At 61.9% G+C, this 22977-nt stretch carries 23 protein-coding genes; 9 read left to right on the top strand and 14 right to left on the bottom strand.

Annotated elements, in window-relative coordinates:
- The first annotated feature begins 36 nt into the window (after positions 1-36).
- Positions 37-1524, top strand: coding sequence for an RNA polymerase factor sigma-54 (rpoN, locus tag K1X11_RS06005; RefSeq protein ID WP_221030831.1), 1488 nt, complete (start codon positions 37-39; stop codon positions 1522-1524).
- A 100-nt stretch (positions 1525-1624) separates the two neighbouring features.
- Here the strand turns inward: rpoN and tsaD are convergent, their stop codons facing one another.
- Positions 1625-2656 (bottom strand): tRNA (adenosine(37)-N6)-threonylcarbamoyltransferase complex transferase subunit TsaD, encoded by a 1032-nt coding sequence (gene tsaD, locus K1X11_RS06010; protein WP_221030832.1) that lies wholly within the window; start codon positions 2654-2656, stop codon positions 1625-1627.
- A complete protein-coding gene (locus K1X11_RS06015) occupies positions 2653-3936 on the bottom strand; it encodes a S41 family peptidase (RefSeq protein ID WP_221030833.1) in 1284 nt (427 codons plus the stop codon). The genes tsaD and K1X11_RS06015 overlap by 4 nt, the downstream gene beginning before the upstream one ends.
- A gap of 34 nt (positions 3937-3970) precedes the next feature.
- Between K1X11_RS06015 and K1X11_RS06020 the strand changes: the two genes are divergently transcribed.
- From K1X11_RS06020 to K1X11_RS06030, 3 genes are all read left to right on the top strand, one after another.
- A complete protein-coding gene (locus K1X11_RS06020; RefSeq protein ID WP_221030834.1) occupies positions 3971-4987 on the top strand; it encodes an SAM-dependent methyltransferase in 1017 nt (338 codons plus the stop codon).
- Between the two features lie 64 nt (positions 4988-5051).
- Positions 5052-5282, top strand: a complete 231-nt coding sequence (rpmB, locus tag K1X11_RS06025) for a 50S ribosomal protein L28 (protein ID WP_221030835.1) — start codon at positions 5052-5054, stop codon at positions 5280-5282.
- 246 nt (positions 5283-5528) lie between these two features.
- Entirely contained in the window at positions 5529-6143 is a 615-nt protein-coding gene (locus K1X11_RS06030) for a hypothetical protein (RefSeq protein ID WP_221030836.1), read from the top strand.
- Here the strand turns inward: K1X11_RS06030 and fabF are convergent.
- From fabF to K1X11_RS06055, 5 genes are all read right to left on the bottom strand, one after another.
- On the bottom strand, positions 6110-7360 hold the full coding sequence (gene fabF / locus K1X11_RS06035) for a beta-ketoacyl-ACP synthase II (protein WP_221030837.1): 1251 nt from the start codon (positions 7358-7360) through the stop codon (positions 6110-6112). The two genes, K1X11_RS06030 and fabF, sit on opposite strands and share 34 nt — an antisense overlap.
- A gap of 102 nt (positions 7361-7462) precedes the next feature.
- Positions 7463-7726, bottom strand: a complete 264-nt coding sequence (gene acpP, locus K1X11_RS06040; protein WP_221030838.1) for an acyl carrier protein — start codon at positions 7724-7726, stop codon at positions 7463-7465.
- A gap of 29 nt (positions 7727-7755) precedes the next feature.
- Positions 7756-8496: a 3-oxoacyl-[acyl-carrier-protein] reductase gene (gene fabG, locus K1X11_RS06045; RefSeq protein ID WP_221030839.1), complete on the bottom strand. Its 741-nt coding sequence runs from the start codon at positions 8494-8496 to the stop codon at positions 7756-7758.
- 84 nt (positions 8497-8580) lie between these two features.
- Positions 8581-11547 carry a proline dehydrogenase family protein gene (locus tag K1X11_RS06050; RefSeq protein ID WP_221030840.1) on the bottom strand — a complete coding sequence of 989 codons (2967 nt, stop codon included), beginning with the start codon at positions 11545-11547 and terminating at the stop codon, positions 8581-8583.
- Positions 11548-11671: 124 nt separating this feature from the next.
- Positions 11672-12844 (bottom strand): sulfite reductase subunit alpha, encoded by a 1173-nt coding sequence (locus K1X11_RS06055; RefSeq protein ID WP_221030841.1) that lies wholly within the window; start codon positions 12842-12844, stop codon positions 11672-11674.
- 140 nt (positions 12845-12984) lie between these two features.
- On the opposite strand from K1X11_RS06055, the gene K1X11_RS06060 reads away from it, so the two are divergent.
- From K1X11_RS06060 to proC, 5 genes are all read left to right on the top strand, one after another.
- The gene (locus K1X11_RS06060) at positions 12985-13767 is read left to right on the top strand and encodes a pseudouridine synthase (RefSeq protein ID WP_324726122.1); all 783 of its coding nucleotides are present in this window, start codon (positions 12985-12987) and stop codon (positions 13765-13767) included.
- Positions 13764-14588 carry an SH3 domain-containing protein gene (locus K1X11_RS06065; RefSeq protein WP_221030843.1) on the top strand — a complete coding sequence of 275 codons (825 nt, stop codon included), beginning with the start codon at positions 13764-13766 and terminating at the stop codon, positions 14586-14588. Before K1X11_RS06060 ends, K1X11_RS06065 begins: the two co-directional genes overlap by 4 nt.
- A 69-nt stretch (positions 14589-14657) precedes the next feature.
- A complete protein-coding gene (gene folD / locus K1X11_RS06070) occupies positions 14658-15533 on the top strand; it encodes a bifunctional methylenetetrahydrofolate dehydrogenase/methenyltetrahydrofolate cyclohydrolase FolD (protein WP_221030844.1) in 876 nt (291 codons plus the stop codon).
- Between the two features lie 56 nt (positions 15534-15589).
- A complete protein-coding gene (locus K1X11_RS06075) occupies positions 15590-16711 on the top strand; it encodes a hybrid sensor histidine kinase/response regulator (RefSeq protein WP_221030845.1) in 1122 nt (373 codons plus the stop codon).
- Positions 16704-17510: a pyrroline-5-carboxylate reductase gene (gene proC, locus K1X11_RS06080; RefSeq protein ID WP_324726123.1), complete on the top strand. Its 807-nt coding sequence runs from the start codon at positions 16704-16706 to the stop codon at positions 17508-17510. The genes K1X11_RS06075 and proC overlap by 8 nt, the downstream gene beginning before the upstream one ends.
- 96 nt (positions 17511-17606) lie before the next feature.
- Here proC and K1X11_RS06085 read toward each other — a convergent pair whose 3' ends face one another.
- Genes K1X11_RS06085 through K1X11_RS06115 form a run of 7 tightly spaced genes read right to left on the bottom strand, consistent with a single transcriptional unit; the run spans position 17607 to position 22976 of the window.
- Positions 17607-18296 carry a c-type cytochrome gene (locus K1X11_RS06085; protein WP_221030846.1) on the bottom strand — a complete coding sequence of 230 codons (690 nt, stop codon included), beginning with the start codon at positions 18294-18296 and terminating at the stop codon, positions 17607-17609.
- A 1-nt stretch (position 18297) separates the two neighbouring features.
- The gene (locus K1X11_RS06090) at positions 18298-18999 is read right to left on the bottom strand and encodes a cbb3-type cytochrome c oxidase subunit II (protein WP_221030847.1); all 702 of its coding nucleotides are present in this window, start codon (positions 18997-18999) and stop codon (positions 18298-18300) included.
- Positions 18996-20480 (bottom strand): cbb3-type cytochrome c oxidase subunit I, encoded by a 1485-nt coding sequence (locus tag K1X11_RS06095; RefSeq protein WP_221030848.1) that lies wholly within the window; start codon positions 20478-20480, stop codon positions 18996-18998. The genes K1X11_RS06090 and K1X11_RS06095 overlap by 4 nt, the downstream gene beginning before the upstream one ends.
- Before the next feature lie 18 nt (positions 20481-20498).
- Entirely contained in the window at positions 20499-20705 is a 207-nt protein-coding gene (locus K1X11_RS06100) for a cbb3-type cytochrome oxidase assembly protein (RefSeq protein WP_221030849.1), read from the bottom strand.
- A 4-nt stretch (positions 20706-20709) separates the two neighbouring features.
- Positions 20710-21030: a hypothetical protein gene (locus K1X11_RS06105; RefSeq protein WP_221030850.1), complete on the bottom strand. Its 321-nt coding sequence runs from the start codon at positions 21028-21030 to the stop codon at positions 20710-20712.
- Entirely contained in the window at positions 21023-22360 is a 1338-nt protein-coding gene (locus K1X11_RS06110; RefSeq protein WP_221030851.1) for a hypothetical protein, read from the bottom strand. The genes K1X11_RS06105 and K1X11_RS06110 overlap by 8 nt, the downstream gene beginning before the upstream one ends.
- Position 22361: 1 nt before the next feature.
- The gene (locus K1X11_RS06115) at positions 22362-22976 is read right to left on the bottom strand and encodes a c-type cytochrome (protein ID WP_221030852.1); all 615 of its coding nucleotides are present in this window, start codon (positions 22974-22976) and stop codon (positions 22362-22364) included.
- Position 22977: the final 1 nt, after the last annotated feature.

Here is a 22977-nt window from a genome sequence, read left to right on the forward strand (position 1 = left end):
CCGCGCTCTCGCCCCATCGCATAAGCACGCTGTTTCATGGCCGGTCCCGGTTTTTCGCAAAGTCTTAGTCAAAGGCAGACGCAATCGCTCGTTCTGGCGCCTCAATTGCGCCAGTCGCTCAAGATCCTGCAGGTCGCTGCCATGGACCTGCGCACCGTCATCCAGGAGGAGCTGCAGGCCAACCCGACCTTGGAAGAGCTGCCCATGGACGGCGTGTCCCTCGATCACGAGACCGCCGCCGCCAGCGGCGATTCTGATAGCGGCAGCGACTCCAGTCACGGCGACGATGGTCCGTCCTCCGGCGGCGACGAAATGGACTTCTCCAAGGAGTTCGAAATCCTCACCAAGCTCGATCAGGACTGGCGGGACTACATGAGCAACGCCGGCGGCAACCAGCCGCACACCAGCGAGGACGAGGAAAAGCGCCAACACTTCTTCGACTCCCTCGTCAGCGAGACCTCGCTGCAGGAACACCTCATGAGTCAGGCCGAAATGGCCGACGTCGACGACGCCACCATCGAAGCGATGCAATACCTCGTCGGCAGCCTCGACGACCGCGGCTTCCTGACCCAATCGATTCCCGACATCGCGCTCCAGACAGGCCTCCCCCTCGACGCCGTGCAGAGCGCCCACGCCCTGCTCAAAACCTGCGAGCCCGCCGGCATCGGTGCCGCCGATCTGAAGGACTGCCTCGCGCTGCAGCTTGTCGCCAAAGGCCGCGGTGACTCCCTCGCCGCCCGCATCGTGCGCAACCACTTCCCTCTCCTCATCCGTCGTCGCATTCCCGACATCGCCCGCCGTTCCGGCGCGACCCTCGAGGACGTGCAACACGCCATCGAGGAGATCGGCACCCTTGATCCCGCCCCCGGCCGCCGTTTTGCCGACGACTCAAACCGCGTCGTCACGCCCGATGTCACAGTCGAAAAGGACGGCGACGAATGGAAGATCGAGCTCAACAGCGACTACATCCCGCGTCTCCGGATTTCGAATACGTATAAGGACCTCATCGCCAAGGGTTCCCTCAACCGCCAGGAGCGCGACTACCTGCGCGAACGCATCCGCTCCGGCCGTTTCCTCATCAATTCCATCGAACAGCGCCAACAGACCATCGAGCGCATCACCCGAGAGATCATCAAGGTGCAGGAGCCGTTCTTTGACGAAGGCGTGTCCAAACTGCGTCCGCTCACCATGACGCAGATCGCCGACACCGTCGGTGTGCACGAGACCACCGTGAGTCGCGCCATCGCCAACAAATACATCCGCACCCCGCACGGCGTCTTCGATTTCAAATTCTTCTTCACGCCCGGTTATCAATCCGATGGCGGCGCTTCCGTCTCCAACACCAGTGTGAAGGAGATGATCCACGATCTCATCGACATCGAGGATCGCAGCCGACCGCACAGCGATCAGGACCTCGTGGCCAAGCTACAGGACAAGGGCATCAAAATCGCCCGCCGCACCGTCGCCAAATACCGCGAAGAGCTCGGCATCCTCCCCAGCAACCTCCGCCGCGAATACGCGTAGGCAGGCGCAGATCGGACGACCATCCATCGCTGTCGGGCGTAAAGCCCGACCCACAGTAAACGCCTCCAACATGTGGGTCGGGCTTTACCGCCCGACATCCTCAGCGCGCCAGTGGCATGCTGGGGTGAATAGCCAGTTCGGCCGGCGCCACGTCCTGCACCATCGGATCCACCCACGCGGCAAACGCGATCATGCCGGCGTTGTCGCCAGTGTGCTTCGGCTGCGCGGCGAGGAATTTAAAATGCCGGCGCTCGGCCATCGTCTGCATCGCCGCCCGCAGGGTGCGATTGTTGGCCACGCCACCCGACAGCCCCACGCTGCGAAATGTCTCGGTGCGCGACGCCAGTTTGGCCTTGCGCACAAGGGCATCGATCACCGCCTGCTGGTAGCTCGCACACAGGTCCGCTTTGCGCGCTTCGATTTCCTCCAGCGACATTTTTTCCAGCTGGTATCGCAGCGCCGTTTTTAGCCCTGAAAAACTGAAATCGAGCTCGGCCTTCTTGCCGATGCCGCGGGGAAAATCGAAAGCCGTCGCATCGCCCTCCGCCGCCAGCTTCTCCACCCGCGGACCGCCGGGATAACCCAGCCCCAGCAGCTTGGCACCTTTGTCCAAAGCCTCGCCCGCCGCATCGTCGCGCGTCGACGAAATCACCGTAATGCGCCGCGCTTCGTCCAATTTGAAGAGCAGCGTATTACCGCCCGATACGATCAGGCCGAGATGCGGCAGGAGCGCAGCGAAGGCCTCATCAAATCGCTCCGGCGCTTCGGCGTGCAGCGCGATGAAAGGCGAAAAGGTGTGCCCCCGCAGATGGTTCACTCCGGCCAGCGGCACGCCTTGCGCCACCGCGAGCGCCTTGGCCGAACTGGTGCCGATAGCCAGACAGCCGGCCAATCCCGGTCCATGCGTGACGACCACGCGCGTCACCGCCGTGAGATTGTGCTGTTTGCCAACTTCGGCCAACAGCGGTCCGATCGTGCGTAAGTGCTCACGCGTGGCGAGATCCGGCACCACACCGCCATAGTCCTCGTGCAACGCCATCTGGCTGTGCACCCACTCGCCCACCAGGCCGTGCGCGGGATCAAACAACGCCACCGCGCTTTCGTCGCAGGAACTCTCGATCGCCAGAATCACGGTTGTGCCGCCTCTTCCTTTTGCTCGATTAACAACGCGGCTTCGAGGATCGCCTGCGCCGCGTCCAACTGCCGGTCCGCGACCGGCGCGATACCAAAGCGTTCCTCAAACGCCGCCGGATCATTCAAGTCCGGCCGCAGGCGCTGCAGGGCCACGTTGCGGTCCTCGTCGGGTGACATGATCACCTCGACATCCGGCGGCACGCCGCGCTCGTGAATCGTCTCACCGCCCGGCGTGTAGTAGCGCGCCGTGGTAAGGCGCAACGCCTCGCCTTCATTCAGGCGGAAAAGGGTTTGGACGGAGCCTTTGCCAAAGGAGCGCTCGCCGACCACGACCGCTTTGCCGGTGTCCTTGAGCGCGCCGGCCAAAATCTCCGCCGCGCTGGCGCTGCCGGCATTGATGAGCACCGCCATCGGCAATTCGATCGGATCCTTCTCGTTGCGCGAACGCAGTTCCTCGCGGTCCTCCGCCTGACGTCCCTGGGTGTAAACCAACAAGTCCCCGCGCTCGAAAAACGGCTCGAGCACATCCGCCGCCGACGTGAGCAAACCGCCGGGGTTGTTGCGCACATCGATGATGAGTGCCCGCGCGCCTTCTCCCAACAATTGGGCGAGCGCCGCGTGCATCTCCTCCGCCGTGGGCTCCGAAAACTGCACAATCCGCACGTAGCCGATGTTGCCCTCCAGCATCCGCACATCGGTCACACTCTCCACGCGGATAAACTCCCGCACGATCGTCAGCTCGATCGGTTCATCTACCCCCTCACGCCCGAAACTCACCTGCACACTCGTGCCGGGTTTGCCGCGCATCCGCTCCACGACCTCGTTGAGCGTTTTGCCTCGCATGGATTCGCCCTCGACCGCCAACACCACGTCGCCGCGCAAAATGCCCGCGCGTTCTCCCGGAGTGCCCGCGATCGGTGCGACCACCACCACCTGATCCTCGCGCCGCTCAATCTGCACCCCGATGCCCCCAAACTGACTGTCGAGATCCTCCTGCAGATGCGCGAAGTCGCTCGCCCGCAGGTAGGACGAGTGCGGATCCAGATTCTCCATCATCCCAACCAGCGCCTCCCGCGTCAGCGTGTTCACGTCCTCAGCCGCGGCTTCGTCGACGTATTGCTCCTGCACCAACTGCAGCACCTGCCGGTAGTAAGTGGACGCCTTTCGCAGCTCGGCGTCCTGCCGCAGGCCGAGCAATTCGACCACGTGCAGCAGGCCCATCGCAATGAGCGTGCCGACCACCATGCCGACTGAAAGGGACAGAATCCGTTTGAGCATCACGGCGACTGTGACCAATGCATCGCGCTTGTAAATGGGTTCATCGTCACAACCGCATCCCACCACTCCGCACATCGCCACCCAACTGCGCGCGCGTGCTGCCGCCGACGGCTTTATCCCCTTTGCGGACTTCATGGACGTCGCCCTCTACGACCCCCAAACCGGTTTCTACACCGCTGATCGCGAGCGCGTGGGTCAATCGGCCGGCACCCATTTTTACACCGCCACCTCCCTCGGCCCGGTTTTTGGCGAACTGGTCTCAGCGGCCGCGCAACATCATCTCCAACGGCACCACGCCGACCCCGCCGCCTACCGTTTCATCGAAATAGGCTCCGAACGCGGCCGCACCGTGCTGGACGGGATCGAACATCCTTTCGCCGAACTCGTGCCACTGGGCGTCGGCACCGAGCTCAAGCTCTCCGGCCCCTGCATCGTATTCTCCAACGAGCTATTTGATGCCCAACCCTGCCGCCGCTTCCTGCGCTCCGGCGACGCTTGGCTGGAACGAGGTGTGACGCTCGACGCGCAAAACCAGCTGCACGAAACCACCCGCCCGGTCGCTCCGGCCGACGCCATCGCCCTCCGACTTCCGGCCGACGCGCTCGATGGCTACGAACTCGATCTGCCAATCGCCGCCGATGCCCTCGCCGCCACCATCGCGAGCCAACCCTGGCACGGCCTCTTCCTCGCTTTCGACTATGGCAAAAGCTGGCACGAACTTAGTCACGAAACCCCGCAGGGCACGGTGCGGGCCTACCATCATCACCGCCAGAGCAACGCCCTCTACGACCACATCGGCGAGCAGGATCTAACCTGCCACATCTGCTGGGACACCTTGGGCGAGGCCCTGCAGAAGGCCGGATTTTCCGTCGATTCCGCCCTCTCGCAGGAGGCCTTCTTCATCAAAAACACCGCCTCAACCCTCGCTCGCATCATGGCCGCCGAGGCCTCCACGATGAGTCCGCGAAAAGCTGGGCTCATGCAACTCCTTCACCCCTCAGCACTTGGACAAAAGTTCCAAGCGCTAACGGCTTGGCGTGACGAAGCGTAAAAAATCCCCTTGCTTCGCACTCCGCCAAACCCTTAAGTCCGCCCCTTTTAACTGAGGAAAAGCCATGTCCCGAATCTGTGCCATCACTGGAAAGCGCCCCACCACGGGCAGCATCATTCATCGTAAAGGTGTCGCCAAGAAGAGCGGCGGTATCGGCACGCACGTGACCAAGGTCACGAAACGCACCTTCCGCCCGAACCTGCAACGCATCCGCGTGAAGCTGCCGAACGGCACGATCAAGCGCATGTGGGTCTCCGTGAAGGCCATCAAGGCCGGTCTGGTCCAAAAGGTCTGACCCCACCCGCTCACCGCGGTCACACACACTACTTTCCCACCGCCGCTTTTTCGCAAGCGGCGGTTTTTTTGTGCCCGGCGCGAAACAACTCCAACCGCAGCGCGAGCAAGCTCGCAGCCTACATTCCGCGTTCGTTCCCGCACTGTAGGCTGCGAGCTTGCTCGCGCTACCCTGCCCCACGGCCCGCCCTCCTTTACGCACCTATGCGTATACCGGATGGCGCCCCTCCTCCGCTAAGGTTTTGGCGTGCGCGACGCCACCCCCTCCGACACCAGCGACCAACCGATCCTCTTCCGTCATCCACACGGCAGACGCATCCGGCTGATGGCCCGCGCCGCGAGCGCCCTGGGTCTGCTCACGGCGGTCACCACCACGAGCGTGGTCCTACGCGCCGCCTTTCAGCACGGCTTCGCGGAGCTGCACGCGCCGGCGCTTGCCCTGGCCTCATTGCTCGCCGTCGGCGGTCTGGGATTTGCCCTCCTCGCCTGCCGCTTCGCGCGGAGCTTCGTCACTCATTTTGAACTGTGGCCACGCAGCCATCTGGCGGTGGTGCGTGCTGCCGGCTGCTGGCGCGAGCAACTACAGCTCCTCGCTTGGCGTGAGTTCAGCACGGGGCACCTCAAGGCACACGCTCTCGCGCACGATCCCACGCTGCGTTTTTACACCCGCTCGCACGGCGCACTCATCTTCGAGCAAAGCGCCGGCGAAGCCCCCCACGGTTGGGTGGCCCTGCACCGTTTCCTGGAGAAGTGCAGCTTGCCGGAATGCCCGACGTCGCGAGACGAAAGGGAGGAAACCCTCCTCCGCACCCGCGTCGCCCGACCGACTCAGACCTTGCGGAAGACGACGGCGGCGTTCTGACCACCGAAGCCGAGGTTGTTGCTCAGCACCGTATCCACTTTGGCCTCACGCGCCGTGTTGGGCACGTAGTCGAGATCACACTCGGGATCGGGTTCGTGGAGATTGATCGTCGGCGGCAGCGTCTGGTGTTCGATCGCTTTCAAACAGGCGATGCTTTCGATACCGCCGGCGGCGCCCAGCAGGTGACCGGTCATCGATTTGGTCGACGAGACGGCGAGCTTGGTCGCGTGGTCGCCGAAGAGACGCTTGATCGCCATGGTCTCAAACTTGTCGTTGTAGGGCGTCGAGGTGCCGTGGGCGTTGATGTAATCCACGTCGGTGGTCTCGACTCCAGCCCACTTGAGCGCACGGGTCATGGCCATGCCAAGGCCCTTGCCTTCGGGATCGGGCATCGTGATGTGGTGAGCATCAGCCGTGGCCGCGTAACCCGCCACTTCGCCGTAGATCCGGGCACCGCGCGCCTTGGCGTGTTCGAGCGATTCGAGAATCAGCACGCCGGCGCCCTCACCCATCACAAAACCATCGCGGCCCTGAGAGAAGGGACGGCTGGCGGTGAGCGGATCGTCGTTGCGCGTGCTCATGGCCTTCATCGAGCAGAAGCTGGCGTAGGCAAACGGCGTGATCGCCGCTTCTGCGCCGCCTGCGATCATGACCTTGGCGTCACCGCGGCGGATCATGTGCATCGCTTCACCGATGGCGTGGGTCGCCGTGGCACAGGCGGACACCACGCCGAAGTTCGGACCACGCACGCCGTAGCGGATGGCGATGAGACCCGAGCAGATGTTGCCGATGAGGGCAGGAATGGTGAACGGCGAGACCTTGCGCGGACCACCATCGACGAGACGACGGAGCTGTTGCTCGTAGGTGAGCATGCCGCCAATGCCGGAGCCGACCAACACGCCGATCTCGTCGGGGTTCTCAGCGTCAAAATCGAGACCCGAATCCTCCACGGCCTGCTTCGCCGCCACAAAACCGAAGTGGGTGTAGCGGTCGTTGCGCCGCGCTTCCTTGGGATCCATGTGCTCCTCGACATTCCAGTCTCGCACTTCGGCACCAATTTGGCAGGCGAACGGTTCGGGATCGAACAACGCAACGCGGTCAACACCGGGTTTGCCGGCGACCAAGCTGGACCAGAAGGCCACCGGATCGTGGCCCAAACCGTGCACCGCACCGAGACCGGTGACGACCACACGCTGGGAATCGGGAAGGGTATCCATTCAGCGAAGACTTAAGGGAGGAACGATTTTAACAACAAAAAGGGCGCCCCACAGCGGCTCGCTTACGAGACCGGTAGGACGCCCAAAAATGTGACGGAAGACTCAGCTGTTGCCGGCCTTACCCTTGATGTAGTCGACGACCTGACCGACGGTCTGAAGCTTCTCGGCGTCGGACTCGGGAATCTCACCCTGAATCTCTTCCTTGAACTCTTCCTCGAAGGCCATGATCAGCTCGACAGTATCGAGGGAATCGGCACCGAGATCATCCAGGAACGAAGCTTCCGGAGTGATCTGTTCCTCGTTCACGTTGAGTTGGTTAACGATGATTTCCTTAACCCGTTGTTCGATGGTTTTTTGGTCGGACATGTGGAGGGACTACTAAAGGCGCTGAGGCTTCACATCACCATACCGCCGTCAACGGTAAAAACCTGTCCTGTGATGTAGGAGGACTCCTCACTGCACAGGAAGGTCGTGGCGTTGGCGATGTCGGTGGCTTCACCGAAGCGGCGCATGGGAATGAATTCAACGACTCCCTTTTGCACTTCTTCGCTGAGCTCAGCGGTCATATCAGTTTTGATGAAGCCGGGAGCGACGACATTCACGGTCACATTGCGGCGCGCGAATTCCTTCGCGACCGTCTTGCTGAAACCGATCATGCCCGCTTTCGCGGCAGAGTAATTGGCTTGGCCGGCATTCCCCATGATGCCGGAAACAGAAGAGATGTTGACGATGCGACCCCAGCGGTTGCGGCACATCGGCCAGCCGATGGCTTTGGTCCAATGGAAGCAGCTGGTGAGGTTCGTCTGCAGCACGGCGTCCCAGTCCTCTTCGGACATGCGCGCGAGCAATCCATCGCGGGTGATACCGGCGTTGTTCACCAAGATATCGATCTTGCCGAACTCCTTGAGCAACTCTTCGGCAGCGGCCTGCACGGCCGGTCCATCGGACACGTCAACCGCCCGCGCGACGGCTTCACCGCCGGCGGCTTTAATGGCGTCAGCGACCCCCCCGCAGCTGGCGGGATTCTTGGACACACAAATGACTTTAACGCCCTTTGCGGCGAGGGACTCGGCGATGGCCTTGCCGATGCCACGGCCAGCGCCCGTCACCAATGCGGTGCGATCAGTAAACGTCATAGAAGGTGCAAAGTGCGCGAAGCTCTTAACCGGGGGCGAGGACAAAATGCATCGGCTGCGCCCACCGGTTTAACACATGCGCCCTCACTCGTCTGGCGGCGTAAAGCCGCGCCGCAGCACGTTTTCACTCACCAACCGCGGGACGAGGAAGTTCTCCAGATAACCGCGGCCGCCCGCCTTGGTGCCACCACCACTCATGCGGTAACCGCCAAACGGCTGACGTTCGACGATGGCCCCGGTGATCGCGCGATTGAGGTAGATGTTACCCGCTTCGAGCTCAGCCGCGGCCCGACGCAATGCAGAAGGTCGCCGCGAGAACAAACCGGCCGTGAGCGCATAGTCGGTGCCGTTGGCCCACGCGATGGCTTCATCGAGATCACGGGCCCGCAGGATCGCGACAACGGGTCCAAAAACCTCGTCTTGGGCGATGCGATGGTCGGGCCGCACCTCGGTGAACACGGTCGGCCCAATGAACCAACCGTGGGCCGGCGCGGTGCCTTGATAAGCCAGACGCGCCTCCCCTCGCCCGGTATCGATGCAGCCGCGAATCTTGCGCTGCGCCTCCTCGTCGATGACTGGCCCCACCAACGTGCCGGGATCGGTCGGGTCGCCGATTTGCAGGCTGCCGCAGGCCGCGACAAAACGCTCCACAAACGTATCGTAGATGCCGTCGAGCACGATGAGTCGCGACAGGGCCGAACACTTCTGACCGCTGAATCCAAACGCTGAATACAGCGCCCCAGGAATGGCTTCATCCAAGTCGGCGTCGTCGTCGATGATGAGTGCGTTCTTGCCGCCCATTTCACAGACCACCTTCTTGAGCTGCGTCTGGCCCGGCAGCGTGCGCCCGGCGGCTTCCCAAATGGCGGTGCCCACCGCTCGCGAGCCCGTGAAAGCCACGAAGCTGATCTGCGGATGCGCCACCAGATGCGCGCCAATTTCCTCACCTCGCCCGGGGAGGAAGTGCAGCACCTCGGCCGGCACGCCGGCCTCGCGCAGGATGTCGTAGCATACGCCGGCGATGAGTGTGGTTTGCTCCGCCGGTTTCATGATGACCGCATTGCCCCCGACCAGCGGCGCGACGGTGAGACCCGTGAGGATGGCGAGGGGGAAATTCCATGGCGCGATCGCCACCCCGACGCCGCGGGCGGTCCATGTCGTGGTATTGCGTTCACCCGCCACGCGCTGCGTCAGCACAGGTGCATCGATCCGCCGCATCTCGGCCGCGTAGAAACGGCAAAAGTCGACCGCCTCCGACACATCGGCGTCGGCTTCCGGCCAAGGTTTGCCGGCCTCAAGAATGATGAGGGCGGTAAGTTCGGAGCGGCGCGCCTCCATCAGATCGGCGGCGCGGTCCAACATGCCAGCGCGCTCGGCCACCGGCGTGCGTCGCCATTGCGGCCACGCTTTTTGCGCGGCAGCTACGGCCTGGTCCGCATCAGCGATGGTGGCGACGCCCCAACGGCCGAGCACCTGCGCGGGATCGGCGGGGTTGCGCGATTCGAGCCATTCGCGGGGCGCGATGGCGCGGCCGCCCACGATCGGCGGACGCTCCTGGCCGAGCTTGGCGCGGACGTCCTCGATCGCCTGCGCCAGACGCTCGCGTTCCGCCGTTTGGCTGAAGTCGCGATTGGGCGCGTTGACAAATCCGGTCGCCGCGGGCGGCGCCGGCTCGGCAGTCACATCCGCGGCGGGATCCCGCAATAAGGTCGCCGCGGAGACTTCGCCGGAGGCGGCCGAGCTGAGGAAGCCTTCGTTACTGGTATTTTCCAGCAAGCGGCGCACGAGGTAGGCCATGCCCGGCAGGAGTTCGCCGATCGGACAATACTCGCGCACCCGATGACCCGTGGCGGCGAGGGCTGCCTTGAGATCATCGGCCATGCCGTAGAGCGCCTGAAATTCGTAGTCCCGCGGGTCGAGTCCGAGCCGTTCGGCTTGCGCGATCGCGTGGGCGCAGGACCGCACGTTGTGCGACGCAAAGGCCGCCGTGATCCATTCGTGCTCTTCGAGCAGGCGGGTGGACAGGCGCTCAAAACAGGCATCACTCTGCGCCTTCTGCGACCACACCGGCACCGGCCAGCCCCGCTGCTCGGCGAGCACCGTTTCGAAATCCCAATACGCGCCTTTGACGAGACGCACCGTAATCGGCCGACCCTGTTGCCGCACCCATTGAATCAACGCGTCCAGATCGGCATCGGCCGAGCGCAGGTAAGCCTGCAACGCGATGCCCATGGCGGGCTGTTCGCGAAATTCGGCTTCTTCCAAAATCGAACGAAAGAGCGCGAAGGTAAGGTCCTTCAGCTTGTAGCTCTCCATATCGAAATTGATGAAGGCCCCCACCTCGATGGCGCGTCGCAGCAGCGGTCGCAGACGCTCCTTCAGCGCACGTAAACTGGTGGCGGGATCGGCGGGGTTCACTTCTGGTGTGAGCGCCGAAATTTTGACGGAAAGATTGAGCCGCGGCAGCGGACCGCGACTGGTCGCATCGCTGAACCCGCCCTCCCCGTCCTTCTCCATCGCGGCGGAGACTTCGGTGAGAACCTCAAGGTTGCGTTGTAGAAACACATCCGCTTCGGCTTCGCTCACCACCGTTTCGCCGAGTAGGTCGATGGTGGTCGCGATGCCGCGCTTGGTGTTGGATCGGATCCGCTTCACCAAATCGCGCGGCGTCTCGCCGGCTACAAATTGGCGGGCCATATCGGTGACCTGCGCTTTGACCGGCCCGGCCACCAATTTCGGGGCAAATCCCGCCGCGCCCAGACCAGCTTTGAGCGCCGGATGCAACACCACCGCGTGGTCGCCCAGATACTCCCGCAAATGGCCGACAATCTCGGCCGACGAACGGAGCACCGGCAATACATCCACGAAGCGAAACAACTGCGCCTTGAAGGCCGGATCGCGCATCGCCCACTGCATGATCCGCGCATAAGCGCCGGACTTGGAGAGGAGCCCGGGCGCCGGGTGCTCCGCCATGCGGTTGAGGAGGTCTTCTCCGATGGCCCGCACCGTTGCTTCGGCTTCAGGGGCATCGACCGAATTCGTCTTAAGCATGGCCCAAGCTAAGCACCGGTTTGACCGAGGAAAAGCTGGATCGCTGACCGTTTTCGCGCGCAAAAAAAACGCCGCCCTCACGAGGAGGCCGGCGTTCGGGAAAAGCACGGAAACGAGTGACGACTCAGTAAACGTCGCGCTGGTAGCGCTTGTCTTTCTTGAGCTGCTTAACCCACTCGGCGGCATCTTCGACGCTCATCTTACCCTGCTCGGCGGCGATGTCGTGCAGGGCTTGGTCGACGTCCTTGGCCATACGTTTGGCGTCACCACACACGTAGAACAGCGCACCGTTCTGCAACCACTCCCACATCTCGGCGGCATTCTCGCGCATCTTGTCCTGCACGTAAACCTTCTGCTCCTGGTCGCGGGACCACGCGAGGTCGAGTTTCGTGACAGAACCCTTGGCGACGTAATCCTTCCACTCGTCCTCGTAGAGGAAATCGGTGGCGGCGTGCTGGTCACCAAAGTAAACCCAATTACGCCCCTTGGCGCCCACCGCGTCACGCTCCTGGACGAAGGCACGGAACGGTGCGATGCCGGTGCCCGGACCGACCATAATGACGTCACGCTCGGCATGATCTTCCGGCAGCCCGAAATGGGAGCTAGAGACAAACACCGGCACCGGTGTTTCGCTGACGATCGCGCGATCCGCCATAAACGTGGAAGCCACGCCCACGCGCTCACGGTGGTTGGATTCGTAGCGCACAATGGCGACCGTGAGATGCACGCCCTGCGGCGACACGGCCGGCGAGGACGCGATCGAGTAGAGCCGCGGCATGAGTTTGCGCATTTGGTCGACCAACTCCTGCGGGCTTAGGCGAGTCTTCGGAAACTCCTGCAACACGTCGATGTAATGACGCTCTTCGAGGTAGGTGCGCAGGACCTCCTTGCTTTCCGGGGCCAGCAGTTCGTCAAGTTTGGCCTTTTCCGCCGCGTCGGTGGCCTTTTCGGCCAGTGCCTTCATGAGCTTCGGCGTCGGCGAAGCCAGCGCCAGACGGTCGGAGAGGGCTTCGCGAAGCGTAATCGGCGTTTCCAGCTTCAGCATGGCCGGCGAAACCAGTTCTCCGCCGGAGGCGTGGATCGCCTCGAGAACCTCCGCCACCTCCACCGGGCGATTGGACGGAAATACCCCCAGCGAATCGCCGGCGGTGTAGGAGAGGCCACTGCCGGAAATATCCACCACAAAATGGCGGGTCTCTTTGGCGGAGCCAGGCTGGTTCAGCACGCGATTTTCGATGATGCGCGCGGGAAAGGGATTGGTCTTGGAGTAGGCTGAGTCGGCTTCAGGTGCGGACATAAGTAAGTGAATTGATCAACACACTCGGCTTACGTGCAAGGCTTAGTTGAGTCGGACAGAACGGCATTCCCGCCGTGACGGCTTGCCACACCTCGGCAAATCCAGCCAACTGCGCGTTAATGTCATTAGAGCCTATCCGTGTGCAAAAATTTCTGGCCGACGCCGGCGTCTGCTCCCGTCGAGCCGCCGAAGCGCTGATCGCGGAGGGAGAGGTCACCGTCAACGGCCAACCCGCCGAGCTGGGTCAACGCATCCGTCCCGGAGAGGACGAAGTGCGCGTGGACGGTCAGCGCGTCAAACCGGTCGAGGAATCGCATATCACCGTAGCGGTGCACAAACCGCGCGGATTGGTCTGTTCCAACGACGATCCGCATAACCCCCGCACGGTGTTCGACTTGTTGCCGCCGGCGCTGGCCGCGCGACGCCTCTTTTGCGCCGGTCGCCTCGACAAGGATTCCGAGGGTCTGGTCATTCTCACGACCGATGGAGACCTCGCCAACCGCCTCATGCATCCACGCAACGTCGTCGTGAAGCGCTACCAGGTGAAACTCGACGAACCCTTCCCGCGCGCCCGCCTCGCGCGCCTGATCAAGGGCGTGAAGATGGAGGATGAATGGTTCAAAGTGGAACGGGCAGCGCTGGTGAACCCGCGTAAAGACGCCTCGGTCGACCTCGACGTGTGGATGCACCACGGCAAAAAGCGCGAGATCCGGCAGCTCTTTCTCGCCCTCGGTTTTCCGGTCCAACGCCTGCGACGCTACCAAATCGGAGCCTTTCCTCTGCGGGGAATCCCGTTGCGCGCCGTGAAGCAACTTTCTAGCAAGGAAATCGACCGCCTTTTCCAAGTGCCCACGGCTCCGCTCCCGGAACATCAAGCTGCCGTGATCCGCAAACCGTCCCGTCCTCGTTCGAACCCATCATGACCGTCAAGTCGCCGCTCGCCGTCCTTCTCTGCCTGCTCACCGCCACACTCGGTGCTCAAACCGCCCAGCGCGCCACCCCGATTCATACCGCGCCCGAGGTCACCGCTCCGGTCGTCAAACTCGTCAAACCGGGCGAAGACCTCCCGGCTGCCTCCCCCACCGGCACCGCCCCCGCCGGCTGGAGCGCTGTCGTCCTGCCGGGTCCCCACGAACTCTTCGTTCGCAACAGCGACATCGGCAAAGACCTCGACATCAAACCTGGCTCCTCCCTCCGCGCCGACCCGAAATCCGACGCCGCAGAATTAACCACTTTTCAAGCAGGCGATGAAGCAGAGATCACCGGCCTGCGGGGACGTTGGACCCAGATTCGCCTCAACCGCGACGTGATCGCCTACGTGCAAGGCACGAGCGCCCCCGCGGTGCAGCGCACTGCCCCGGTTGTCACGACCGCGCCGGTGACCGATGCTCCCTACTCCGCCGGTAGCAACACCTCTCCGGTGGTGAACCCCACGCCTCGTCCGGCCGTCGGACGTCCGGTGGACCGCACCGCTTCCGACCGCTCGAGTTTGGCTGCCCTGCCCCGCTTGTTTGAGGGCAAACTGGCCTCGACTCGCGTGCCGTTGCGTCCGCGACGTCCCTACGACTTCGCGCTCGAAGCCGAAGACGGCACGCGCTTCGCCTACCTCGATCTCACCAAGCTGCTGCTCACCGAACAGATCGAAAAATACATCGACCGCACCGTCGTCGTTTATGGCGTGGCCCGACCCGTGCCCGATACCAAAGACATCGTGATCGCCGTTGAATCGCTGCAGTTGCGCTGAGCTCGCGGCAAATCATCCGCCTCCTCCACTCTCTCCCATCCGCCAAGACCCCGTCCCTCTCCTGCTCAAATGGAATTGATTAAAGGCAACGATATCGCCGCCACCATCATCGCCGAACTCAAGGCCGAAGTCGCTGCTATCAGCGGTCGCAAACCGTGCCTCGCGCTGGTCCGGGTCGGAGACGACCCCGCCTCGGTTTCCTACGTGAAGAAGAAGGAGAAAACCGCTGCGGAAATCGGCGTGGAAAGCCGCGTTATTCTGCCTCCAGTCGACATCAGCCAGGCTGAACTGGAGAAACTCATCGACGACCTGAATGCCGACGAGACCGTCGATGGCATCCTCGTCCAGTCCCCCCTGCCCAAGCCACTCGACGAGCTGGCCATCTTTCGGCGGGTGTCTCCAGCCAAGGACGTTGACGGTTTCCACACGCTCAACCTCGGCAAACTCGCGCAGGAAGATGCCACCGGCTTCGCCTCCTGCACCCCCGCCGGCATCATGGAGTTGCTCGGCCGCAGTGATGTCGACCTGAAGGGCAAGCATGTGGTGGTGCTCGGCCGCTCGCTCATTGTCGGCAAGCCTATCGCGTTGCTGGCCCTGCAAAAGAAGGCCGGAGCCAACGGCACCGTCACTATTTGCCATTCCGCCACCAAGGACCTGCCCTCGATCACCCGCTTGGCCGATGTCCTGATCGCCGCCATTGGGCGTGCTCACTTTGTCACCGCCGACATGGTGAAGGAAGGCGCGGTGGTCATCGACGTCGGCATCAACCGTATTCCTGATGCGTCACGAAAATCCGGATACCGCTTGGTGGGTGACGTCGATTTCGACAACGTCGCGCCGAAGACCGCCCAGATCACCCCGGTGCCCGGCGGCGTCGGTCCCATGACGGTGGCTATGTTGATGAAGAATACCGTCAAAGCGCGTCAGCAAGGCACCGCCGCCTGAAACAGGTTGCGCTCCCGCATTGCGTAACGCGTTCCATCTGGTCAACTTACCCTCTGATGCCCGCTCCCAAAATCCTGGTGGTCGACGACCAGCTTATCAACGTCCAGCTGCTCAAACGGAAATTGGAGCGCGAGGGCATCACCGTGATTTCCGCCTACTCCGGACAGGAAGCACTCGATGCCGTCGCCGCGGACAAGCCTGACCTCATCCTGCTAGATGTTATGATGCCTGAGATGGACGGCATCGAGGTTTGCACCCGACTGCAGTCCCGCGAAGAAACCCGCTCCATCCCGGTGATCTTCATCACTGCCCGGAATTCCAAGGAAGGGAAAATCGAGGGCCTCGCGGTCGGTGCGGTCGATTACATCACGAAACCCATCGATCTCGACGAAACCCTGGCCCGGGTGCAGACGCAGCTGCGTTTTGTGCACATCAACCGCGAGATGGTTGATCTACAACGCCGCCTCGCGGAGGCCCGACGCGCCGCCACCGTCGGTGCCGTCACTCAAGGCATCGCCCACAACCTAAACAACCTGCTAGGCGTCGTCATCGGCTACCTCGACCTAATCAAGAGCGGAGCAGACAAACCCGATGCCGTTCGCCGCAACGCCGATGCAGTGGAACGGGCGGTGCAGCGGATCGTTTCCATCATCAAGCAACTCAGCTCGATGGTGGTGAAGACTCGCCTGCCCACTGAACGCTTTAAACTCTCCGAGCTGCTGGATGGCGCCATCAAACGTTTTGAACAAGAGGTCGAAACGACCGGAGCCGTCACCCTCCAAAACGAAATTGGAGATCTCGATATCGATAGCCATGTCGAGGTTTTCGAAAGCGCGATCAGCGCGCTGCTGTGCAACGCGTGGGAAGCCTACGGGCATTTGCCAGCCGGCGAGCGCCACATCGTGCTGAAGACATCGATGAAGCCCGATGCCGAAGTGCCCACCCTTGAACTGCGCATCGAAGACAGCGGACGCGGTATCGACCCCACGATTCGTGATCAGATGTTCGAGCCCTTCATCAGCACCAAGCACACGGTGGGAGTGGGCATGGGCCTCACCGTTGCCCGCCATGCCCTGCGGAACATGAGCGGCGACCTCATTCTCAAGGATCTGGAACAAGGCGGCACCGTCGCCATTGCCCATCACCCCATCAACCGACCGGAACGCAATCGTGCCTAAAATCGCCTTCATCGGGGCGGGCCGGATGGCTTCAGCCATCGTTGACGGCCTGCTCGCCCAAAACTCCGAGCGCCGAGCTCAGATTTCCTGCTATAGCGCCAGCGGTAAAAGTGCCGTCGCGCTCTCCCAACGCACTGGTATCCAATACGCCGCCGACTTGCCCGAGTTGCTCGATGGAGCCGATTGTGTGGTGGTGGCGTTCAAACCTCAGCATCTGGCCACGGCCGATTCCCGCCTCGCGGAGCTTACAACAGGTAAGATTGTGCTCTCCGTGCTGGCCGCCAAAACCATTGCTCATCTGGAGGCGGTTTTCCCGCAGGCTCGCGCCGTTGTTCGCACCATGCCCAATACGCCCAGCGCCATTGGAGCCGGCATTACCGGCTGGTGCACCCGCGAACCGCTGCCGGATACAGATCGTAGCATCGTAACCGAGCTACTGGGCGCCGTGGGCCAGGCAATCGAAGTGCCCGAAGAAAAAATCGACGCGCTCATGGGTGTGAGCGGCTGCGGTCCTGCCTTCGTTTTTGAGTTCACTGCGGCCTTACGCGACGGCGGTGTCGCAGCTGGGTTGACTGAAGAAGAGGCTTCAACCCTGGCGCAAGAAACGGTGCTGGGCGCTGCCCGTTTGATGGCCCGCAGCGAGCTGACTCCGGAACAACTCCGCGATCAAGTCACTTCCCCCAACGGCACCACCTACGCGGGCCTCCAACGCATGTCCGCGCACAATATTCGGGATATCATGCGCGAGACTGTGCTGGCAGCCAAAACCCGTTCTGAAGAACTGGCGCGCGGCGACTGATCCAGCCCGCCGCTTTTGCAAAATATCCCAACAAAAAGACCGTCGTTGGAACGACGGTCTTTTGCTTTGAAAGCGGTGTCGGGATTCGCGTCGAGCTTACTGGATCGCCAGTAGCTCTTCGGCGGAATATTGAGTGGAGCGGGAACCGTCCGCTTCGCGAATCGCTGTGACTTGCTCCGGCGAGATGGGTTCAGCCTCGTTGCCCCATTCCGAACGGATGTAGGTCAACACATAGGAAATACGCTCATCGGTCCAGTTGTAGGAGCTGCCTTGGCCGAACGCCGGCATGTTGCCGTTGTAGGTGTTGCCGCGCACTTCAACCGGACCAGCCAAGCCGTGGACCAAGATACGAACGAGCCGCTCTTCGGACCCAAGAACCCATTCTGACTCCGCCAACGGCGGAAAGGCACCGGGAAGACCTTGGCCATTCACCTGGTGACAGGTCGCGCACACTTGGGTGTAAAGGCGTTTGCCCATCACCAGCGGATCGACTTCTTGCACCACTTGCGCGCCACCATCGGTCTTCGGATCGAAGAGCGGATCGTAAATGAGCGCCGCCTCGTGAATGCCTTCGGTGAGGCCGCCCCGGTGATGGATGAAGTAAATCGAGACGATGAAGATCATCGCCGACACGAAACCGAGCAGGAAGAGCGGCATCGGCGTGTAGCCTTCGCTGGGCTCACTCTTTTCGCGCAGGAGGACAGAGTGCAGATTCTGAATCTGCTCATCAGAGGCCGCGGCCTGTTCGATCTTAGGATCGGACTTCTTGAAATTGTCTTGGCTCATCTCAGTTGCCCTCCTCTTCGCTGTCCGCGGCGTCTTCTTCCTCCGCCTTCTCGTGGTGCAGCTTAAATGCCTCCGGGAAACCGTAGGTATCCTTACGTTGAATGAGGTAGGCGACCAACGCCTTGGCACGAGCCGTAGGCACGACCTCATAACCTTCAGCCGGGATGGAGTGCGCCGGCACCGCCACACCGTCGGTGTAGGTGGTCGGAATGCTGATCGCGTCCGGACTGGGTTCACCCACGATCTTCCGCATCTCAAAGAGGAAGCGATACGGAGGCATCACTGAGCCACGGGACGTCAGCTGCGGATCGTAAAGATGCAGGAGGTGCCACGTTTCGTCGGACTGGCGTGCGCCGATGTTCCGGAGGTCCGGACCGGTGCGCATCGTGCCGAGCATCACGCGATTCTCGTAAATGTAGTCGCGGGCGACACTGCCGCGTTCACCCCAACCGCGCTCGATATCCGAGCCATAGCCCGGACGACGCACCTGTTGGGTGTGACAATAGACACAACCGAGGTCTTGGTAGACCAGTTCACCGCGCTTCACGATGCCAGGCATCGGCTCGGGGAAGGCCTTACTTTCGTTTTCGTCGTAGATCGGAGTCAGGCTGCCGTAGGCAATCTGGTTAACCAGCACGATGCCGGTCCACGAAAACGCGAGGGCGAGAAAGACGCCGAGGAAAATCAGAGGAGCGCGATTCATCGGGCGATCTCCATGGACTCGGGATTACGGAACAGCGTGGGCGCGGAGGCTTCGGTGGAGCGGGACTTGAAGAGCATCCATGCAAAGTTCACCGCAAAGGCAATGTGGCCGACCGTGATGAGGATACCGGCGAGACTGCGCGTCACGAGGTAACGTTTGGTCATCTCGACGATATCGAGGAAGATCGGGTAGTTATCCACGTCGTTGAGCGCGAGCCCCTGCTCGACACCACCGATGGACAAGGCCGCGACATAGATCAGGATACCAATCGCAGTGGCCCAGAAGTGAGCGGTGATGAGCGCGGCGGACGGCCACTCCTTCAGCAGCAGGCGCGGCAGGATGTAATAGATGCTGCCAAACATCACCATGGTGAAGAAGGCATACATACCCCAATGCGCGTGACCGACCGTGTAGTGGGTGAAGTGCGTCACCTCAGCCCAGCTGCGGATCGCCATGGAGGAACCCTGCAGGGAAGTCAGCGTGTAGGAAACCGCACCAAATACGATGAAGCGCAGGGTCGGGCTATACTTCAGCGCACCGAAGCTGCCGACCATTGTCATGTGATGGTTGATGGCGGTCACCACCACCGGCACGACCATCATGAAGGAAGCGGCAATACCAGCGGTCTGCACCCACGCCGGCACCGGACCACCGATGAGGTGGTGAACACCAGCCCAGTTATAGAAGAACGCGAGGGACCAGAAACCGAGCACCGACAGGTAGTAACTGTGAATCGGCTTACCGAGCACCTTGGGCAGGAAGTAGTAAACGGCGCCCAGACCGATCGGCGTGAACCAGAGGCCGAGCACGTTGTGGGCGAACCACCAGTTAACGAGGGCCTGCACCGTGCCACGGGCCGGCTCGAAGATGAGCATCATCTGGGCGATGGAATAGAGCCACGGGAACCAGAAGAGGGCCGCCATGATATACCACTGCGACACGTAGATGTGCTGTGACTTGCCGAAACGGAAGGTGATGATCGCCCAAGCACCAACGAGGGCGTAGGCCACAAACAGAAGAGGCGTGGCGTAGGCCGGCATTTCTAGCCACTCGATGGAATTCGAGTCGCCGCGCATGATGCCAAACACGCCGATGCTGACGCCGATGTTCCAGAAGGCACCGGCGACGAAGAGCAGCTTCGGGTGACGCAGCACCGAACGGGAGAGACGCGCCATAAGCCAAAAGGCCACGGCGAAAGCGGCATTCACGCTCCAGCCGAAGATGACCGTATTCAAGTGAGCGGTGCGGGCCCGACCAAAAGTCATCCATTCCCAGTCGCCCATGAACTCGGGGTTGTGCAGCTTGAAGGACGAGATCAGTGCGAACACCGTTCCCGCCAGCAGCCATAGCACACTGGAAATAAGGAAGAATAATGCGGGCGCTTTCGTCGAAGCGTCGATTTCGCTCAGCTCCGCGCGGGACACCGAAGTGGCCGACGTCGCGGGATCAAGCGATTGAGCGATACTGGGGGCGGATGCCATCGTCTTATTGAAGCAGAATTAGCGGCGGGTTGGATCCGCCGGTCGTCGACCAGGAAAATAATCGGTGGGCTGACCCACGGGCTCCTCGTCGTCGAATATGGAAGCAGCGTTTTTCTCGAATTCCTTGAGCTGGCCGTTCTTCACCGCCCAGTGCAGCGCATAGGCCGCAGACGCCAGAAAGAGCAGCGTAAAGGGCAGCGCGACGGCATAGAAAAACCAGTCCATCAGATCAGCGAGTAGCGTTGATATCGGCCAGCGTGAGTTCGATCGCGCGGTCGACGGGGAGTTGGACGACGCCCTCCTCCTGATTGATCCAAGCGTAACTGTCGGCCTTGGCGTCCGCCGCACCGCGCAGCTCCTTGAGACGGCCCTTGCGGCCATCTTCCGTCAGTTTCCATTGCTCGCTCTCCGGCACGTTGGTCGCCTGCGTGAGCGGGGTGACCGGCGTGCGGGCCAGGGCCATGATGACGAGAAAGATCGCGAAGACACCGATGATCGCTACGGCGAGCGGCCAAATCGGGCTGTCGGTTTTCTGAGACGGGTTACTCATGATAGGTCAGGGATTCGCCGATGCGGGGATCGCGGATCGGGATGAGTTTAGCGGTCGGGAAGCTCTTGAGGTAGGCCCAGATCCAGATGCCGCCCACGCCGATGATGGCGGTGAGGGTCCAGAGCTGGTGGGTCGCGAGGAACGGGAGCGCATCGCCGACGCCGAGACCGTAGGCGTGGCCGGATTCAACCATGTCGACGGTCACCTTCTTGGAGGGCCAGATGTTGTAGATCATGTCGACCATCACGATGGTCAGGATCCAGTAGGCCATAAACTTCATCCACTTCTTGCTGACCTTCGCCGGGTAGCTGATGAGGCCGAGGAAGGGGAAGAAGAAGTGACCAAAGAGAATCAGCATACCGATCCACTTCCACTGGTTGGCTTCGCCCGTGCTCAGGTTGATCTCGCGCAGGTTATACCAGAAGGTTTCTTCCGGCACATTGGCGTTCCAGATCAGGAAGTATTGGGAGAAGGTCACGTAGGCCCAGAACACCGTGAAGGCGAAGGAGAGCATACCGATGGAATACCAGTGGTTGGTGTTCAGGACTCCCTTGTAGTCGCCCCGCACCCACAGCCAGCACATCATCAACACGCCGACGGCGAGCGCCGCACGGACGCAGTTGGCGAAGAACCAGACACCATACATGGTGGAGAACCAGTGGTAATCGAGCGCCTTGACCCAGAGAATCACGCAGAGCGTGAGCGTGACGGCGGTGAAGGGAATACCGGCAGCCGCCCATTTGCGGCTGGAGATGGTCCACTTGGCATCACCGTCGCTGTCTTGGGTGAAGGAGTTGCGACGGAAGCGGCTCGCGAGGAAGATCCAGCCGAGGAAGGAAACCACCGTCGCACCGATGAAGAAGTTGATGTTCAGCATGCCCGACTTCTTCACCCAGAGCACGTCTTCGCCAACGGTGCCATGACCACCGATGGAGCCGAGGTCGTAGGCGGGATTGAAGTATTTCCAGAGCAGGCTGGGATCCATCACCGCGGCAACGACCAGCGGGATGAAGAGGAGGGCCAACCATTTGAAGGCGGAAACGCCATGTTCAAACTGGCGGCGGATCACCGTGGACCAATTCGCATCGAAGATGTGATGGATCATGATCAGCATGAGCATGCCGATGGTGATACCGGTCCAGAAGGTCATCGCGGTGAGCCACGAGAAGGCGACCTTGGAGCCACCGGAGACGGCAATGCCCGCGGCGGTCAGCACGATACCGATCACCCCAACGGCGAGAGCGAGCCCGGCCGGCGTGCTTTTGCTCGCGGCGGGAGCTCCGGCCGCAGCGGCGGTGGAGGCGGAAACAGTGGAAGAGGCAGAAGACATGTTAGTTCAACTCCGCTTGGTAAGCAGCCGGCACATCGGAGAGGCGGCCATTCTGAGAACGTTGCAGGGCGCGAACGTAGGCGATGACGGCCCAGCGGTCCTCGGGGACCAGCTTGTCGCCGTAAGCAAACATGGTGTTCTTGCCGTGGGTGATGGTATTGAAGAGCTCGCCTTCAGTCTGCGCGCGGAACGTATCGCTGTGCAGATTGGCCGGCGTGCCCCAGCCATACTGGGTGACGATGCCGCGGCCGTCAGCGAGGGTGCCGTGACAGGGCGTGCAGTAGATGTTGTAGCGCTCCTGACCGCGAAGGATGAAAGCTTCATCGATGTCGAGCGACGCCGGGAAGCCGGCAGCGAACTCGCCATCGGCGTTGCGACCCGTGGTGAGGTGCGCATCACCGATGATGATCTCACGAGCAACCGTGCCCGCGGGGATCGGCCGATCGGCCCGACCATCGGCAAAGAAGGCCGACTCACCCTGCGGTTGGTATTTGGACTGGCGATCCATGTCCGGGAATACTTCCAGCGGCGGCTTGGTTGAAATGGAGCCTCGGAATCCGAGAGCACCAACGGTCAAAACGACCAGAAAGAAGGCGACGAGGTAAACGTAACGCATC

It is taken from the genome of Actomonas aquatica, assembly GCF_019679435.2.
GTDB lineage: Bacteria > Verrucomicrobiota > Verrucomicrobiia > Opitutales > Opitutaceae > Actomonas > Actomonas aquatica.

Coding starts and splice junctions, on each gene's coding strand:
- rpoN (WP_221030831.1), top strand. CDS start 37: ATGGCCGGTCCCGGTTTTTCGCAAAGTCTTAGTCAAAGGCAGACGCAA.
- K1X11_RS06015 (WP_221030833.1), bottom strand. CDS start 3,936: ATGCTCAAACGGATTCTGTCCCTTTCAGTCGGCATGGTGGTCGGCACG.
- K1X11_RS06020 (WP_221030834.1), top strand. CDS start 3,971: ATGGGTTCATCGTCACAACCGCATCCCACCACTCCGCACATCGCCACC.
- rpmB (WP_221030835.1), top strand. CDS start 5,052: ATGTCCCGAATCTGTGCCATCACTGGAAAGCGCCCCACCACGGGCAGC.
- fabF (WP_221030837.1), bottom strand. CDS start 7,360: ATGGATACCCTTCCCGATTCCCAGCGTGTGGTCGTCACCGGTCTCGGT.
- acpP (WP_221030838.1), bottom strand. CDS start 7,726: ATGTCCGACCAAAAAACCATCGAACAACGGGTTAAGGAAATCATCGTT.
- fabG (WP_221030839.1), bottom strand. CDS start 8,496: ATGACGTTTACTGATCGCACCGCATTGGTGACGGGCGCTGGCCGTGGC.
- K1X11_RS06050 (WP_221030840.1), bottom strand. CDS start 11,547: ATGCTTAAGACGAATTCGGTCGATGCCCCTGAAGCCGAAGCAACGGTG.
- K1X11_RS06055 (WP_221030841.1), bottom strand. CDS start 12,844: ATGTCCGCACCTGAAGCCGACTCAGCCTACTCCAAGACCAATCCCTTT.
- K1X11_RS06065 (WP_221030843.1), top strand. CDS start 13,764: ATGACCGTCAAGTCGCCGCTCGCCGTCCTTCTCTGCCTGCTCACCGCC.
- folD (WP_221030844.1), top strand. CDS start 14,658: ATGGAATTGATTAAAGGCAACGATATCGCCGCCACCATCATCGCCGAA.
- K1X11_RS06075 (WP_221030845.1), top strand. CDS start 15,590: ATGCCCGCTCCCAAAATCCTGGTGGTCGACGACCAGCTTATCAACGTC.
- K1X11_RS06085 (WP_221030846.1), bottom strand. CDS start 18,296: ATGAGCCAAGACAATTTCAAGAAGTCCGATCCTAAGATCGAACAGGCC.
- K1X11_RS06090 (WP_221030847.1), bottom strand. CDS start 18,999: ATGAATCGCGCTCCTCTGATTTTCCTCGGCGTCTTTCTCGCCCTCGCG.
- K1X11_RS06095 (WP_221030848.1), bottom strand. CDS start 20,480: ATGGCATCCGCCCCCAGTATCGCTCAATCGCTTGATCCCGCGACGTCG.
- K1X11_RS06100 (WP_221030849.1), bottom strand. CDS start 20,705: ATGGACTGGTTTTTCTATGCCGTCGCGCTGCCCTTTACGCTGCTCTTT.
- K1X11_RS06105 (WP_221030850.1), bottom strand. CDS start 21,030: ATGAGTAACCCGTCTCAGAAAACCGACAGCCCGATTTGGCCGCTCGCC.
- K1X11_RS06110 (WP_221030851.1), bottom strand. CDS start 22,360: ATGTCTTCTGCCTCTTCCACTGTTTCCGCCTCCACCGCCGCTGCGGCC.
- K1X11_RS06115 (WP_221030852.1), bottom strand. CDS start 22,976: ATGCGTTACGTTTACCTCGTCGCCTTCTTTCTGGTCGTTTTGACCGTT.